This is a genomic window from Sphingosinicella sp. (genome assembly GCF_052388015.1).
Classification (GTDB): Bacteria; Pseudomonadota; Alphaproteobacteria; order Sphingomonadales; family Sphingomonadaceae; genus Allosphingosinicella.
Genome location: NZ_JBQTIN010000046.1, coordinates 1 through 14,693, shown reverse-complemented (window position 1 = coordinate 14,693; position 14,693 = coordinate 1). Strand labels below are relative to the sequence as shown.

General features: G+C 68.1%; 14 protein-coding genes and 1 pseudogene. 9 read left to right on the top strand and 6 right to left on the bottom strand.

Annotated features, from left to right (window positions below):
* Positions 1-190: 50S ribosomal protein L28 (gene rpmB / locus ACT4N3_RS04360; RefSeq protein WP_444853986.1), on the bottom strand; the 190-nt coding region annotated here is incomplete at its 3' end.
* A gap of 182 nt (positions 191-372) precedes the next feature.
* On the opposite strand from rpmB, the gene ACT4N3_RS04355 reads away from it, so the two are divergent.
* From ACT4N3_RS04355 to ACT4N3_RS04345, 3 genes are all read left to right on the top strand, one after another.
* Entirely contained in the window at positions 373-603 is a 231-nt protein-coding gene (locus ACT4N3_RS04355; RefSeq protein ID WP_444853985.1) for a hypothetical protein, read from the top strand.
* A gap of 68 nt (positions 604-671) precedes the next feature.
* Positions 672-1,103, top strand: coding sequence for a nucleoside deaminase (locus ACT4N3_RS04350; RefSeq protein WP_444853987.1), 432 nt, complete (start codon positions 672-674; stop codon positions 1,101-1,103).
* 56 nt (positions 1,104-1,159) lie between these two features.
* On the top strand, positions 1,160-2,491 hold the full coding sequence (locus ACT4N3_RS04345) for a hemolysin family protein (protein WP_444853984.1): 1,332 nt from the start codon (positions 1,160-1,162) through the stop codon (positions 2,489-2,491).
* On the opposite strand, the gene ACT4N3_RS04340 is transcribed toward ACT4N3_RS04345, so the two are convergent.
* The 3 genes from ACT4N3_RS04340 to purD form a co-directional block, all read right to left on the bottom strand.
* Positions 2,488-3,012, bottom strand: a complete 525-nt coding sequence (locus ACT4N3_RS04340; RefSeq protein WP_444853983.1) for a hypothetical protein — start codon at positions 3,010-3,012, stop codon at positions 2,488-2,490. The two genes, ACT4N3_RS04345 and ACT4N3_RS04340, sit on opposite strands and share 4 nt — an antisense overlap.
* A 124-nt stretch (positions 3,013-3,136) precedes the next feature.
* Entirely contained in the window at positions 3,137-3,565 is a 429-nt protein-coding gene (locus tag ACT4N3_RS04335) for a hypothetical protein (RefSeq protein WP_444853982.1), read from the bottom strand.
* A gap of 33 nt (positions 3,566-3,598) precedes the next feature.
* A complete protein-coding gene (gene purD, locus ACT4N3_RS04330; protein WP_444853981.1) occupies positions 3,599-4,867 on the bottom strand; it encodes a phosphoribosylamine--glycine ligase in 1,269 nt (422 codons plus the stop codon).
* Between purD and xseA the strand changes: the two genes are divergently transcribed.
* From xseA to ACT4N3_RS04315, 3 genes are read left to right on the top strand one after another with little or no spacing between them, the layout of a single operon-like run.
* Positions 4,866-6,221: an exodeoxyribonuclease VII large subunit gene (gene xseA / locus ACT4N3_RS04325; RefSeq protein ID WP_444853980.1), complete on the top strand. Its 1,356-nt coding sequence runs from the start codon at positions 4,866-4,868 to the stop codon at positions 6,219-6,221. The genes purD and xseA overlap by 2 nt on opposite strands.
* Positions 6,222-6,235: 14 nt before the next feature.
* Positions 6,236-6,436, top strand: coding sequence for a DUF2093 domain-containing protein (locus tag ACT4N3_RS04320; protein WP_444853979.1), 201 nt, complete (start codon positions 6,236-6,238; stop codon positions 6,434-6,436).
* Positions 6,433-7,296 carry a M23 family metallopeptidase gene (locus tag ACT4N3_RS04315; protein WP_444853978.1) on the top strand — a complete coding sequence of 288 codons (864 nt, stop codon included), beginning with the start codon at positions 6,433-6,435 and terminating at the stop codon, positions 7,294-7,296. Before ACT4N3_RS04320 ends, ACT4N3_RS04315 begins: the two co-directional genes overlap by 4 nt.
* On the opposite strand, the gene ACT4N3_RS04310 is transcribed toward ACT4N3_RS04315, so the two are convergent.
* Positions 7,293-7,832 (bottom strand): hypothetical protein, encoded by a 540-nt coding sequence (locus tag ACT4N3_RS04310; RefSeq protein ID WP_444853977.1) that lies wholly within the window; start codon positions 7,830-7,832, stop codon positions 7,293-7,295. The two genes, ACT4N3_RS04315 and ACT4N3_RS04310, sit on opposite strands and share 4 nt — an antisense overlap.
* Before the next feature lie 226 nt (positions 7,833-8,058).
* Here ACT4N3_RS04310 and ACT4N3_RS04305 point away from each other — a divergent pair, with 226 nt between their 5' ends.
* The 3 genes from ACT4N3_RS04305 to ACT4N3_RS04295 all read left to right on the top strand — a co-directional run bounded on the left by ACT4N3_RS04305 (position 8,059) and on the right by ACT4N3_RS04295 (position 14,196).
* The gene (locus ACT4N3_RS04305; protein WP_444853976.1) at positions 8,059-11,232 is read left to right on the top strand and encodes a TonB-dependent receptor domain-containing protein; all 3,174 of its coding nucleotides are present in this window, start codon (positions 8,059-8,061) and stop codon (positions 11,230-11,232) included.
* Positions 11,233-11,338: 106 nt separating this feature from the next.
* On the top strand, positions 11,339-13,120 hold the full coding sequence (locus ACT4N3_RS04300) for a putative 2OG-Fe(II) oxygenase (RefSeq protein ID WP_444853975.1): 1,782 nt from the start codon (positions 11,339-11,341) through the stop codon (positions 13,118-13,120).
* Between the two features lie 2 nt (positions 13,121-13,122).
* Positions 13,123-14,196 (top strand): 2OG-Fe(II) oxygenase, encoded by a 1,074-nt coding sequence (locus tag ACT4N3_RS04295; RefSeq protein WP_444853974.1) that lies wholly within the window; start codon positions 13,123-13,125, stop codon positions 14,194-14,196.
* A gap of 9 nt (positions 14,197-14,205) precedes the next feature.
* On the opposite strand, the pseudogene ACT4N3_RS04290 reads toward ACT4N3_RS04295, so the two are convergent.
* Positions 14,206-14,693: pseudogene (locus ACT4N3_RS04290) on the bottom strand (hypothetical protein); the annotation flags it as partial.

Here is a 14,693-nt window from a genome sequence, read left to right as displayed (position 1 = left end):
CGCCGACATGCTCGACCGAGCGAAGGCCGTTCATCGAGACGCGCAGCTTCACGCCGCGCGCCAGCGCGTCGGAAATCAGGGTCACGTTCTGCAGGTTCGGCAGGAACGTCCGCTTGGTCTTGTTGTTCGCGTGGGAGACATTGTGCCCCACCTGACGGCCCTTGCCGGTCAGCTCGCAAATGCGCGACATCTCGATTCTCTTTCCGGTATCTGAGCGAAGCGCCGCGGGCGCTCGCGAAAGCGCGCCCGATAGAGAGGAGCGGCGGATTCGTCAACCTGCCCGGCCGGTCAAGATTCGTTGCGGGTCGGCAACCGATTGACGCCGCCATCGTTGGTCGCGCAAATGAAGCACCATTCGAAAGGTCCGGCCTCATGCGCACCTTCCTCCTTCTGATTGCTTTCCTGATCGTGATCGGCATCGGGCTCGTCTATTCCGGCGCGATCCGCACCCGATCGGACGGCAACGGCGTCGTCGTCGAGACCACCGACGTCCGGGTCGGCACCGAGACGCGCAATGTCGAGGTGCCGGTGGTGAAGACCGAGACCCGTCAGGTCGAGGTGCCGAGCATCGGCGTCGCGAACAGCCAGGCGAACAAGCAGTAGGCACCGGCGATCCCGATTTGCCGGCCGAAGCCGAATCCGGCGGGCCGGCCTTCCCGCTCCCGGCGCCGATGCGCCGCGCGCTCGACGAGGCTATTGCCGCGACCGAAGCCGGCGAAGTGCCGGTCGGCGCCGTGGTGACGCTCGGCGAGCGGGTGATCGCGACGGGGCGCAACCGGATGCGCGCGGACGCCGATCCCACCGCCCATGCCGAGATCGTCGCGCTTCGGGCGGCGGCGGCGGCGCTCGGCAGCGAGCGCCTCGACGGCTGCGACCTATGGGTGACGCTGGAGCCCTGCGCGATGTGTGCCGGGGCGATGGCGCTGGCCCGAATCCGGCGGCTCTATTTCGGGGCGGCGGACCCCAAAGGCGGCGCCGTCGTGAACGGGCCGCGCCTCTTCGGTCAGCCGACCTGCCACCACGCGCCGGAGATCTATTCCGGCATCGGCGAGGACGCTGCGGCATCGCTTCTGCGCGATTTCTTTCGCGGCCGGCGCGGCTGATCCGCAACGAACCTGTTGTCGAGCCGGAACAGAACCCGCTAGAGCAAAGCCGAGCAATGTCTCCCACATCCCCCCTCCAACCCTTCCCCTGGCTCGATGTCGTCATCATCCTCGCTTTGGTGGGGCTGAACGGCCTGTTCGCGATGTCCGAGCTGGCGATCGTTTCGTCGCGCCGGGGGCGGCTGCGCGCGCTCGCCAAGCAGGGCGCCGGCGCGCGCCGGGCGCTGGCGCTCGCCGCCGATCCGGGCCGGTTCCTGTCGACGGTCCAGATCGGCATCACCCTGATCGGCATCGTCGCCGGCGCTTATTCGGGGGCGAGCCTGGGCGCCCCGGTCGGGCAGCGGCTCGCCTTGCTCGGCCTCGAGCCGGATACGGCGCGCTCGCTCGGCTTCGCCCTCGTCATCATCGTGACGACCTATGCCTCGCTGATCATCGGCGAGCTGGTGCCGAAGCAATTCGCCTTGCGCTCGCCGGAATCGATCGCGATCGTCGTCGCCACGCCGATGCTGTGGCTGTCGCGGGCGACCGCGCCGATCGTTTGGCTGCTCGACAATTCGAGCGCCTTGATCTTCCGGCTGCTCAGGTTGAACCGCGAATCGGAGGACCAGGTCACCGCCGAGGATCTCCACCTCGTCGTGGCCGAGGCGGCGACGGCCGGCGTGCTCGAGGAAAGCGAGCGGCATTTGATTTCCAGCGTCGTCCGCCTCGCCGACCGGCCGGCGCGCGAGGTGATGACGCCGCGCACCGACATAGCCTGGATCGACGCCGACGCCGACCAGGCGACGATCCGCGCCCAGCTGATCGCGGCGCCGCACAACCGGATCCCGATCGCCGAGGGCAACTCGGTCGACAGGCTGATCGGCGTCGTCCAGGCGCGCGACGTGGTCGACTGCCTGCTGATGGGCGAGGAGATCAATCTCAGGAAGCTGATGAAGCCGGCGCCGATCGTCCCCGATCAGCTGGATGCGATGGACGCGATGACGGTGCTGCGCGACAGCGACGTGCCGATGGCCTTCGTCCATGACGAATATGGCCATTTCGAAGGCATCGTGACCCCCGGCAACCTCCTGACCGCGCTCACCGGCCAGTTCCTGTCCTCGGCCGAGCTCGACCACGATCCGCCTCTGATCGAGCGCGACGACGGCAGCTGGTGGGTTTCGGGCTCGGTCTCGGCCGACGCGCTTGCCGACCGGCTGTGCATCAAGCTGCCGGAGGACCGGGACTATGCGACCGCGGCCGGCTTCGCACTGTCGGTGCTGCGCCACATTCCCGATGTGGGCGAGAAGTTCAGCTTTGCCGGCTGGCGGTTCGAGATCGTCGACATGGACGGCCGCAAGATCGACAAATTGCTGGCGTCCGAGATCCAGCGCGCAAGGCGGGTGATCTAGGTTTCGCTGCCGAGCTTGCCGAACTTCTCCTCGAAGCTCTCGATGTCGCCGCGGGCGAGATAGTCGGCCTGCTCGGCGATCAGGTCGCGGGCGAGGCGGCCGCGGAACGGCCCCATCCGTTCGTCGAGATGGGCGAGCTCGGTGTCGTTCATGCCGGCGATCTGCGCGAACCGGGTGACGCCGAGCTCGTTCAGGCGCGCGGCGAGCTTTGGGCCGACGCCCTTCAACAGGACGAGGTCGTCTGCGGGGCCCGTGGGCGACCCGCTGAGGTGACGGTGCGCTTCGACGCCGAGCACCTCGCCGGCGACATCGGTGGTGGCCGCCGCCACTTCACCGGTGACCCCGTTTCCTTCCGCGGCGCCATGCGCCTGCTTCATATAGGGCCGGTCGCGGCTGGCGACATAAGGCTCGGCCGGCTTGCGCTCGACCGGCGCCGGCCGTCGCCGCATCACCAGGAAGGCGAGGATCAGGACGGCGAGGATCGCGATAACGATCAGGATGGTATTGGTGTCGAGGGTCATGGGCAGGCTCGATCCGTCCTATTTGCGGTAGCGGAAGGCCCACCAGCCGGTGACGAGGCCGATCGCCAGCGCGACCAGCAGGATGGGCAGGTTGAAGAAAGCAAGGGCGGTCATGGCCGGCGCCTCACAGAAAGCTCGTGCGTTTCGGCCGGAAGAACAGCCGGCCGAGCCCGAGCCCGATCAGGAAGGCAAACGCGACCATCGGCAGCGTTTCGGCGAGGAGGGGGATGCCGCCCGGGCTGCTATTCTCGTCCGTCCAGCGGACCGCGGCCACACCCGGCACGGCGGCCACCCTCTGGTTGAGACCCAGCAGGCCGCCCTGGCCGTTGCGCTGGAGATCATTGGCCGGGCCGGACAGCCAGGCGGTGCGGGAGAGCGGATCGCGCGGGAAGCTGACGGTCACGCCCGGCAGCCCGGCCGTGCGGATCACCGCCTCGGCCTGCGCCTGAACCGAATCGATGAACGCCGCGCCGCGTCCGAGCGGCCCATGCGCGACCCAGCCGGCGAGCAAGGCGGCGGCGAATCCGATCAGCAATTTGGCAATCGCAGGCATGCCCGCCCTCTCTATCGTGCCGGGCCGCCGCCGTCAGCCCTCGCGCGCGATTTCCCGCCAGCCGATGTCGCGCCGGCAAAAGCCGCTTGGGAACGCGATGCGATCGACGGCACGATAGGCCGCGTCGCGCGCCGCGCGGACAGAGGCGCCGCTGGCGGTGACGTTGAGTACCCGGCCGCCATTGGCGACGAGCGCGCCCTCCCTCAGCGCGGTGCCAGCATGGAAGACCTTGGCGCCGGTCGCCGCCGCGTCGGCGAGGCCGGCGATCGCACTGCCTTTGGCCGGTGTGCCGGGATAGCCGTTCGCCGCCATCACCACGGTGAGCGCGGGCGCCGGCGCGAATTCGGGCGGCGATATCTGATCGAGGCGCCTTTCCGCCGCCGCGAGCATGAGCGCGGCGAGATCGCCGCGATAGCGCATCATCAGCACCTGGCATTCGGGGTCGCCGAAGCGGCAATTATACTCGATCAGCTTCGGCCCGTCGGCGGTCAGCATCAGCCCGGCATAAAGCACGCCGACATAAGGCGTGCCGGCCGCCGCCATCGCCCGCACCGTCGGATCGATAATCTCGGCCAGCACTTGCGTTTCCAACTCGGCGGTCAGCACGCGGGCTGGACTGTAGGCACCCATGCCCCCGGTATTGGGCCCGGTGTCGCCGTCGCCGACGCGCTTGTGATCCTGCGCCGATCCGAAGGGAAGGATCGTGCGCCCGTCGGTGATCGCGAAGAAGCTCGCTTCCTCGCCGGTCAGGAATTCTTCGATCACCACTTCGGCCCCGGCGTGGCCGAAGCCGCCGCCGAACATGTCGGCGATCGCGGCGTGCGCCGCTTCGGCGGTCTCGGCGATGACGACGCCCTTGCCAGCGGCGAGGCCGTCCGCCTTGATCACCACCGGCAGGCCGAAGCGCTCCACATCGGCGAGCGCCGCACCCTCATTGCCGTGGCGCGCATAAGCGGCGGTCGGGATGGCATGCGCGGCGCACAAATCCTTGACGAAGCCCTTCGATCCTTCCAGCCGGGCGGCGGCGCTGCCGGGTCCAAAAACGGGAATGCCGGCGAGCGCGTCGGCGATGCCCGCGACCAAGGGCTGCTCCGGGCCGACGACGACGAGGCCGATGTCGTTCTCGGCGCAGAACGCGTGCACCGCGTCATGATCGGCGATGTCGAGCGGCACGATCTCGGCTTCCTCGGCGATGCCGGGATTGCCGGGCGCGGCGAAGAGCCGGTCGACCGCGGGCGATTGCGCGAGCCGCCACGCCAGCGCATGCTCGCGCCCGCCCGAACCGATCAGAAGCACATTCATGACCGACGCCCCTAATGACACCGCCGGGCTGCTGGCAACCGAGACGCCGGGCGACAATGCGCCGGCGCTCAGCGTTTCCGAGCTGTCCGCGGCGCTCAAGCGCACCGTCGAGGGGGCGTTCGATCACGTCCGGGTGCGCGGCGAGATTTCGGGCTTCAAACGGCACGGCTCCGGCCATTGCTATTTCACGCTCAAGGACGATGCGGCCTGCATCGATGCGGTGATCTGGCGCGGCCAGGCGGCGGCCCTCCGCTTCCAGCCCGAGGACGGGGCCGAGGTGATCGCGACCGGCCGCCTCACCACTTATTCGGCCCGGTCAAAATATCAGATCGTCGTCGAGCGGCTCGAATTGGCCGGACAGGGCGCGCTGATGGTCTTGCTCGACAGACGCCGCCGCCAGCTCGCCGCCGAGGGCCTGTTCGACGCGGCGCGCAAGCGGCCCTTGCCATTCGCGCCCCGTCTCGTCGGCGTCGTCACCTCTCCGACCGGCGCGGTGATTCGCGACATCCTGCACCGGCTGTCCGATCGCTTCCCCTGCCATGTCCTGCTCTGGCCGACGCCGGTGCAGGGGGAGGGGGCAGCGGAGAAGGTCGCCGCCGCCCTCGCCGGCTTCAACGCGATGGCGACCCGGCCCGACGTGCTGATCGTCGCGCGCGGCGGCGGCTCGATCGAGGATCTGTGGGCGTTCAACGAGGAGATCGTGGTGCGGGCGATCGCCGGGTCAGCGATCCCGGTCATCTCGGCGGTGGGGCACGAGACCGACACCAGTCTCGCCGATTTCGCCGCCGACCGCCGCGCCCCGACGCCGACCGCGGCGGCCGAGATGGCGGTGCCGGTCCGCGCGGAGCTGGCGGCGTTCGTCGCCGGCCTCGGCGACCGGGCGGCGACCTGCGCGAGGCGCGCGCAGGAGCGCGGCCGGGAGCGGCTTGACGCCTTGCTGCGCCACTGGCCCGATCGCGCCGAGCTGCTGGCGCCGCAACGGCAGCGCATGGACGAACTGGGCGAGCGCCTGCCGCGCGCTCTTGGCGCACGGCTGGACCGCGCGCGCGGCGATCTGGGCCGGGCATCGGGCGCGCTGCGGCCGGGCCTGCTGAAGGCCGCCCATGCGCGCGCGGCCGAGCGACTGGCCGCCTTGTGGCGGGTCGCCGAGCTCGCCCATCCCGATCGGCCGCTGTCGAAAGGCTATGCGCGCGTCACCGATCGCGAGGGCCGGACGCTGACCTCGGCGGCGGCGGCGCGGGCGGCGAAGCGGCTCCGCCTGATCTTCCAGGATGATCGGCAAGGGGTGGCCGCAACCGTCGATGGCGCCGCCCCGCCGCGCGCGGGAACGGTTGATCAGCCGAAGCTGTTGTGATTGAGGCGGATGCGATGCTGATGTCGAACCGCAACCGGGCCGCGCGGCTCCATTATCTGGCCGGCACCTATCGCGTGCTCGTACCGGGCGACCATGTCGTCTGCGCGGTCACTCACAAGCCGATCCCGCTCACCGATCTGCGCTACTGGAGCGTCGAGCGGCAGGAGCCCTATGTCGACGCCGAGGCGTCGCTGAAGGGCGAAGGGCTGGCGTGAGCCTTTCGCTGTTCGCCGGCCTGCTCGCATTCCAACCCGCGGTCGAGAGGCCGCAGCCGGGCTGCGAGCATGTACTTTGCGGCAGGCGGATCGAGCGGCCGAATCCAGTCGGCATGCCGCCCCGGCTTGTCGGCACTCCGGCGCAAGGAGCCCTGCTCTCCGGCAACGCTGGCGTCGGCGCGCGCGTGATGCTGGAGGGGAACGAGATTCCAGTCGCGCCCGATGGCCGCTTCATCCTCGGCTTCGACCGCGATCACGGGCCCAGCGCCCGCCTGGCCGTCATCGCCGCCGATGGCGCGACGCGCGAGCAGCTGATCCGGGTGACGCCTCGGGCCTGGCCTGTTCAGAACGTCAACATGGCCAGGCCCTCGACGGGGCCGACGCCGGAATATGCCCGGCTGCGCGAAAGCGAGCTGGTTCGGATCGGCGCGGCGCGTCGGGCGCGCTCCGCCTCATCCGGCTGGAGCCAGCGGCTCATTCCCCCCGCACGCGGCCGAATCAGCGGCGTCTTCGGCTCGCAGCGCGTCTATCGCGGCGTCCCGGCCGCCTATCATAGCGGGCTCGACATCGCAGCCGGCGCCGGTGCGCCGGTGATCGCGCCGGCGGACGGCGTGGTGACGCTGGCGCCGCCGCCTGCGTTCAGCCTTGAGGGCAATCTCGTCATCATCGATCACGGCATGGGGCTGACCAGCGCCTTCCTGCACCTGTCGCGCGCGTCCGTTCGCGTCGGGCAAAGGGTGCGGCAGGGCGAGGAAATTGGCCGCGTCGGCGCGACGGGACGGGCCACCGGCCCGCACCTTCACTGGAGCCTGGTCTGGAACGGCGCCCGGCTCGATCCGCTGGCGGCGCTCGACCGCTAGCGCTGGCGGATGACGCGGACGGCCGGACGGCCCGCAATACTGGCGAGAAACGCGCCGAGCGGCCCGCGCCGGATCCGGATCGCTTCGCCGCGCCGCGGGAAACCCTGCCGCCCGTCGGTCTGCACCCAGACGCTATTGTCTTCGAGACGAAAGACCATCCGCCCGTCCGCGCCGCTGCCGATGGCGAGGAGCGTCGAATTGATCTCGTTGACGCCGGCGCCGTCCTCGCCTTCGTCTTCGTCGCCGCCGAAGATGCCGAGATCGGGCAAAGTGAGGCCAAACAGGCTGCGCCGGGTGCGGCGAATCTGCTGCCGATCGACGACCGCGATTTCGCGCGACGCTTCGGCCGCCTCCAGCGCCGCGACCTGGCGGTCATAGCAGGCGAGGCGTTCGACATCGCCGGTGACCTGACGGCAGGCGGTCAGCTGATTCAGCACTTCCGGCCGTTCGGGCGCGGTCGCCCGGCGGCGCTGGGCGTCGGCGGCGGAGGTTGCCGCGAGCAGCGCCAGGGCGAGGAGAAAGGGTCGGGCGGTCATGACGCTCTTATTCACGGCTCGCGCCGCCCTTGTCGAGGGCCTTCGGCGCGGTCCGATCAAGCCATCAAACTGTTGCCGCGCTGCAACAGAATGGCGAATTGTAGTCGACTGCGGTGCAACGAGAATTGTCTTGGCGGAGAAGGTCGCATAACCGACGATCAAGGGCGAGCCATCTCGCCCCGGCTTTCACCATGCGCCGCGCCTGTGCGGCTTAAGGGGGTTGAATATGACGTCACGTTCCAAGATCCAGGGCCGCCTGCTCGCTTCGACCATCTTCGCGTCGACCGCGCTGGCCGCCACGCCCGCTTTCGCGCAAGGTACACAGACCGCGGAGAGCGGCGACGATCAGGCGATCGTCGTCACGGGCACCCTGGTGCGCAACCCCAATCTGGTCGCCTCGTCGCCGATCAACGTGGTCGGCGAGGAAGAGATCGAGCTGCAGCAGGCGAACGTCGCCGAGGAGCTGCTGCGCGAGCTGCCGGGCGCGGTCCCGTCGATCGGTTCCGCCGTCAACAACGGCAATGGCGGCAACTCGTTCGTCAACCTGCGCGGCCTCGGCTCCAACCGCAACGTCGTTCTGATTGACGGCGTGCGTCTGGTTCCGTCGACGCTCGCCGGCCAGTTCGACCTCAACAACATCCCGCTGGCCCTCATCCAGCGCGTCGACGTGCTGACCGGCGGCGCTTCGACCACCTACGGCGCCGACGCCGTCGCGGGCGTGGTGAACTTCATCACCCGCCGCGATTTCGCCGGCATCGACATCAACGTCTCCGAGCAGATCACCGAGCAGGGTGACGGCAACGTCTTCCGTGCCGACGTCACCATCGGCGCCAATTTCGACGACGGCCGCGGCAACGCGACCTTCAGCGTCGGCTATCAGGAGGCCGATCCCGTCTATCAGGGCGCCCGCGACTTCGGCCTCTTCACGATCGACTCGTTCAACGGCGGCTCCGGCGGCTCGGGCACAACGACGCCCTCGCGTTTCCTGATCGGTCCGGGTGTCACCCGCCAAGTCACGGCGGACGGCACGAATTTCCGGCCGACGGCGGCGTTTGATGCCTTCAACTTCAACCCGTACAACGTCTATCAGACGCCGTTCGAGCGCTTCAACATCTACGGCTCGGCCAATTATCAGGTCAGCGACGCGATCGAGGTCTATACGCGCGGCCTGTTCTCCAAGAACACGGTCGAAACGATCATCGCGCCGTCGGGCGCGTTCGGCATCGCGGTAACGATCCCGCTCAACAATCCCTTCCTTACCGCCGCTCAGCGCAACGCTTTCTGCGCCGTGGACGTCAACCCGAGCCCGACCGTCGTGACCCGCCGGTTCACCCAGGCGGAATGCGACGCGGCGGCCGCGCCGGGGCTGCGCCCGGGCCAGGCAGCCTATCGTGAGATCGGCACCGGCCAGGCCTTTGCCGGTCAGGCCAACACCACCACCACCAACCGGCCCACGCGTGAGGCGTTCGTGCCGTTCGACGTTAACGGCAACGGCGTGATCGAGGCCGGCGAGGGCTACAATCCCAACCCGCAGTCGCAGCTCTTCCGTCGTGGCGTCGAGCTCGGGCCGCGCATCAGCAATTACAGCAACACGGTCTTTGACTATCGCGCCGGCGCGCGCGGCGGCATCACCGACTCGATCGATTGGGATGTCTTCGGCAGCTACGGCGAAGCCGATCAGGTCCAGGAGATCCAGGGCTACTTCCTGAACTCCCGCGTGCGGCAGTCGCTGCTCGCCGGCGGCACGCCTGCCGCGCCGGTCTGTTTCGACACGGCGAACGGCTGCGCTCCGGTCAACTTCTTCGGCGCTACCGGCAACGCCAGCTTCACTCCGGCCGCGCTCGATTTCCTCAACGAGATCAGCACCGTCCGCACCCGGATCACGCTCGCGCAGGCGCGCGGCACGGTCTCGGGCGATTTCGGTTGGACCCTGCCATGGGCTGCGCAGCCGGTCAGCTTCGCGGTCGGTGGGGAGTTCCGTGAGTATAGGGCCGCGCAAGCGTCGGATACGCTCGCGCAGGGTGGCGATCTGGGCGGCGCGGGCGGCGCGGCGCCGAACATCAACGGCGGCTTCAACGTCTATGAGGCATTCGGCGAGCTGATCGTCCCGATCGTCTCCGACCGGCCGTTCTTCGACCTCCTCGAGGTGCGCGGCGGCATTCGCTATTCATCCTACAATATCGATGCGCCGACCAATCCGGGCTTCAACACGACGACCTGGAAGGTCGAGGCGAGTTGGGCTCCGATCGACGCGCTCCGCTTCCGCGGCAGCTATGCGCGCGCGGTGCGGGCTCCGAACATCGCCGAGCTGTTCTCGCCGGTGAATACGGGCCTCACCAGCCTTGCAACCGAACCGTGCGCCAGCATCGACGGCAACGGCAATAGGTTCCGGGCGGCCCCGACCGGCGAGCTGCGCGCCGTCTGCCTCGCGCAGGGCGCGAACGCGGGCAATGTCGACTCGATCCAGCTTCCGATTTCCGGCCAGGCGCAGGCAACCGGGGGCGGCAACCTCAACCTCAATCCGGAGCGCTCGCGCTCCTGGACGGTTGGCGTAGTCTTCCAGCCTGACTTCATCCCCGGCCTGTCGCTCTCGGTCGACTATTACAACATCCTGATCCGGGGCGCGATCACCGCTCCGACTCCGGGCGACGTGATCACAGCCTGCTTCGGTGGGGGCGACGGGCGCTCGCCCGCCGCCGGGTCCTCGGCGCGGCCCGAGTGTACTTCGATTCGTCGCAATCCGCTGAACGGCTCGCTCAGCGGCGATCCGTCCGACACCCCGGGTCTGCCTCTGTCGCTGTCCAACCTGGGACGGATCGAGACCAGCGGCGTCGACTTCTCGATCAACTATCGTCGGAACCTCGACATCTTCGGCGGCGTCGGCCTGGCCATCAACGGCCAGCTGACCTGGCAGGACGATCAGCTCTTCCGGGCGACACCGACCAGCGCGATCAATCGTCAGTGCGTCGGCTTCTACAGCCCGGATTGCGGCCAGCCCTTCTTCGAATGGCAATGGTCGCTGCGCACGACTCTGACCTTCGATAATATCGACGTGTCGCTGCTCTGGCGCCATCTCGACAGCGTCATCTACGAGCCCGAGGCTGCGCGTGTGAGTGGACCTCTGTTCAGAGGCACTCTTGGGGCGGCCGCAGGGCCGCTCGCCGGGCAGGTGGTCGATTTCAACAGCATCCCGTCCTACGATTATTTCGATTTGACGACCCGCTTCCAGGTCGACGATCATTTGACGATCACGCTGGCGGTGCAGAACCTGTTCGACAAGCAGCCGCCGCTGGTCGGCAACAATGCCGGCTCGACTGCGTTCAACAGCCCCAACACCTTCCCGTCGACTTATGATACGTTGGGCCGCCGCTTCGTCGCCACCGCGCGGATCCGCTTCTAAACGGATCCGGATCACGCAGCCTTGCGGGGCGGGCCTTTGGCCCGCCCTTTTTTTATCGCCACCGACAGCGTTCGCATCGTGCGACGTTGCGAACTAAAGCAGTGCAATGGCACAGACGCTCAATCCCGCGGCCGCTTTCGCCGCCGCGGAACGCGCTTTTCTGGAGGGCCGCTTCGGCGATGCGCGGGCCATTTTGTCGACAATTGCCTGGCTCGGCCACCCCGCCGCGTACCATCTGCGCGCCATTGTCGAGCAGGAATTGGGCGACCTCGCGGAAGCGCGGCGCCAGTTCGAGGCCGCCACCCGGCTGTCGCCCCGGGACCCGCAGCTCTGGAGCAATTTCGCCCTCCTTCTCGAGCAGCAGGACGACACAACCGCCGCGCTCGACGCCTATGAGCGGGCGCTGGAGTTGCAGCCGCGCTACAACGACGTCATCTTCAACCGGGCCGTTCTGCTGACGCGGCTCGGTCGGCGCGGCGAGGCGCGCACCGCGTTCAGGTCATTGATCGAGATGAACCCGCGCGATCCGCGCTGTTGGAACGGTCTTGCGGCGGTGGAGAAGGCGAGCGGCGCGCTCGCTGCGGCGGCCGCCGCTTACGATCGTGCTCTCGCGGCGTCGCACGGCGACCGGTTGGCGACGATCGGCCGGGCACGCATCGCGCTGGAACGGCAGGAAGCGGACGCGGTCGCGCGTTATCGCGCGGCGCGCCGGCTCGCGCCGGACGACCGGGAGCTGGCTCTCGATGAAGTCGAAGCACGGCTGGATCGTGGTGACCGCGAGGCGCTTGATGATTTTGCGAAACTTGCAAGATCGGCGCCCGACTGGACGCACGGGCAGATCGCGCTGGCGCGGATGCGCTGGGAGCAGGGGGCGGCATCGGGATACGCCGATCATATCGAGGCTTTGCTCGAACAGAAGCCGGGGCGGGACCAGCTCTGGAGCGACTACATCCAGCTCGTCGCCAATTGCGGAGAACCAGCGCGCGCCGCGGACCTTGCCCGTCGCGCGCGAGATACGGGGTCTGGGGAAGTGCAGTTCCAGCTGGCGGAGGCAATCCATGCCGGCAAAGCAGGTCAAATCGACCGCGCCGAGGCGCTTTTCGCCACGCTCCCACCGGGCCTTCCGGGCCGCGAGCTCAATGAAAGCGTCCATCGCATTCGCACGGGCGATCTCGACCGGGCGATCGCGCTGATCGAGACGGTGCTCGACGCGGAGCGATGGAACCTTGCCGCCTGGGGCATCGCCGAACTGCTCTATCGCAAGACCGGGCACGAACGCGGCCCGTGGCTTTCGGGTCAGCCGGGCCTAGTCAGCGTCCTAGACCTGCCGCTCGACCAAGGCGCCTTCCATGCCGCCGGTCTGCTCTTGGCCGGCTTGCACCGGGATGCGGTAGAAACGGTTGGCCAGAGCGTTCGCGGCGGCACGCAGACGCGATGGAATCTCTTCGACCGGGCCGAGCCCGAGCTCGCGACGCTGCAGGCCGCGATCGATCGCGCGCTAGGCGACCACATCACCCGTCTTCCCACGCGCGACGACGAGCATCCACTGTTGCGTCACCGGGATCGCGCGCTAGTGATATCGGCGAGCTGGTCGGTTCGATTCGTGGACGCCGGCCAACATGTCGCGCATTACCATCCGAGCGGCCTGATCAGCTCGGCCTGTTACTTCCGGACGCCATCGGCCGCCGGTGACCACGACGGCTGGCTTGAAATTGGCCGTCCACCGGCGGACTTTTTACTGGATCTCGAGCCGATCCAAATGATCGAGCCGAGGCCCGGGCGGCTGGTTCTCTTTCCGTCCTATTTGTTCCACGGCACCCGTCCCTTCTCCGCCGGGGAGCGGATGAGCGTGGCATTCGATGTCGTGGCGGCGAATGGCGACGGATAGCAATGGCCTATGGCGCAGGCAGCGCGGCAAGAACTTTAAAGCTGAAAAGAATCAGGTTCGAGGTCACGCGGCTTGCTCTGGCTGCTCCATCCAATAGCTGGCATAGCGCGACGATGCCGGCTCGCCATCCGATGCTCCAGCAGGCGATTTCGCTGTCCGCAGCGGGGCGCAATCCCGAGGCGGTGTTGATCATCAGCAGGCTCGCAGCCCAAGACGAGCCCGAAGCGCTCGCGCTCCTCGCGGAGATGAAGTGGCGGGGCGGTATGGTGCCGCAGGATCCGGTGCAAGGGCGCGAGCTTTACCGTCGCGCAAGCGAAGGCGGTCATCAAGCTGCGGCGCACAGCTACACGAACCTCCTCGCGAACGGCGTTGCGGGGCATCGCGACTGGCCGCAGGCGATGGATCGCTTGCGGGTGGAAGCCAGAAAGGATCAGCGCCGCCGACAGATGCTGGCGATCCTCGAACGAATGCGGATGGATGACGACGGCGATCCCGCGTGCGTGCCGGACGTCGAGCCGCTCAGCGAGTCACCGCATGTACGGCTGTTCGAGCGTCTCTTCACGGCCACCGAATGCGACTATCTGAAGCAGGTCGCCCAGCCTGGCTATCAGCCTTCGACGGTGTTCGATGCGAACCGGCGGCTCGTCCGCGACCCAATTCGAACCTCCGACAGCTCGACGATTCATTGGCTTATGGAAGACCCGGTAGTTCATGCGCTCAATCGGCGGCTGGCGGCGGTCACCGGCACCATGGCCGATCAAGGCGAGGCGATGCAGATCCTCCGTTACCGACCGGGCCAGCAATATCGCAGCCATTTCGATTTCGCTCAAAGCTCGGACAATCAGCGCTGTCAGACCGCTTTGGTCTATCTCAATCACGACTATAGAGGCGGCGAGACTTGCTTCGTCAGGACCGGGCTGAAGGTGAAGGGGAGGAAGGGCGATGCTTTGGTCTTCCGCAGCGCGCTTTCTGATCGCTCGCTCGATCCGATGTCCGAACATGCTGGCTTGCCTGTCACCAGCGGCACCAAGGTCATCGCCAGCCGATGGATCCGTGAGCGGCGTTGGCAGCCCTGACTAGCGCGCCTACAGCAATGGCGCAGGCAGCGACAAGGACTGCCCGGCCGACTTGGCCACCGCTTCCGTCCAGGCGGTAACCTTTTCCACCTCTTCGGCATGGACCGCCGCTGCCTCGCGCTGCTCCGCTTGGCGCGCCACGCCGTCGAACGCCTTGCCCCCCTTGGAGTGGCGGGTGAAGGCCTCGCCCGCCGCGACGGCTGCGGCGTCCAAACGAAGGCCGAAGAGACCGCCCAGCGCCGCCAGAGCTTCGACCGGGCGGGCGATCAGCGTCTCGCTGTCCAGGGTGCGGACCCGCTCCGGCCCCAGCCGTGCCGCGAGCGCGGCGAATTGCCGGTGCTGGCCGAGCCAGCCGATCGCCGCGATCTGGAGGTCGGTCTGTCCCAGAATTTCCACCGGTGAAAAGCCGTAATCGAGCATCCCGTCCCGCGCCATCTTGACGAACAGCTCGCGTACCCAGAGTCGGCCCCACATCCCCTTCTTGGCAATCGATCCCA

What these genes read in the sequence shown, in the direction of transcription:
- ACT4N3_RS04335 (WP_444853982.1), bottom strand. Translation starts at nt 3,565, where the DNA reads ATGCCTGCGATTGCCAAATTGCTGATCGGATTCGCCGCCGCCTTGCTC.
- ACT4N3_RS04300 (WP_444853975.1), top strand. Translation starts at nt 11,339, where the DNA reads ATGGCACAGACGCTCAATCCCGCGGCCGCTTTCGCCGCCGCGGAACGC.
- ACT4N3_RS04345 (WP_444853984.1), top strand. Translation starts at nt 1,160, where the DNA reads ATGTCTCCCACATCCCCCCTCCAACCCTTCCCCTGGCTCGATGTCGTC.
- ACT4N3_RS04350 (WP_444853987.1), top strand. Translation starts at nt 672, where the DNA reads ATGCGCCGCGCGCTCGACGAGGCTATTGCCGCGACCGAAGCCGGCGAA.
- ACT4N3_RS04295 (WP_444853974.1), top strand. Translation starts at nt 13,123, where the DNA reads ATGGCCTATGGCGCAGGCAGCGCGGCAAGAACTTTAAAGCTGAAAAGA.
- ACT4N3_RS04305 (WP_444853976.1), top strand. Translation starts at nt 8,059, where the DNA reads ATGACGTCACGTTCCAAGATCCAGGGCCGCCTGCTCGCTTCGACCATC.
- ACT4N3_RS04355 (WP_444853985.1), top strand. Translation starts at nt 373, where the DNA reads ATGCGCACCTTCCTCCTTCTGATTGCTTTCCTGATCGTGATCGGCATC.
- ACT4N3_RS04340 (WP_444853983.1), bottom strand. Translation starts at nt 3,012, where the DNA reads ATGACCCTCGACACCAATACCATCCTGATCGTTATCGCGATCCTCGCC.
- xseA (WP_444853980.1), top strand. Translation starts at nt 4,866, where the DNA reads ATGACCGACGCCCCTAATGACACCGCCGGGCTGCTGGCAACCGAGACG.
- purD (WP_444853981.1), bottom strand. Translation starts at nt 4,867, where the DNA reads ATGAATGTGCTTCTGATCGGTTCGGGCGGGCGCGAGCATGCGCTGGCG.
- ACT4N3_RS04320 (WP_444853979.1), top strand. Translation starts at nt 6,236, where the DNA reads ATGCTGATGTCGAACCGCAACCGGGCCGCGCGGCTCCATTATCTGGCC.
- ACT4N3_RS04310 (WP_444853977.1), bottom strand. Translation starts at nt 7,832, where the DNA reads ATGACCGCCCGACCCTTTCTCCTCGCCCTGGCGCTGCTCGCGGCAACC.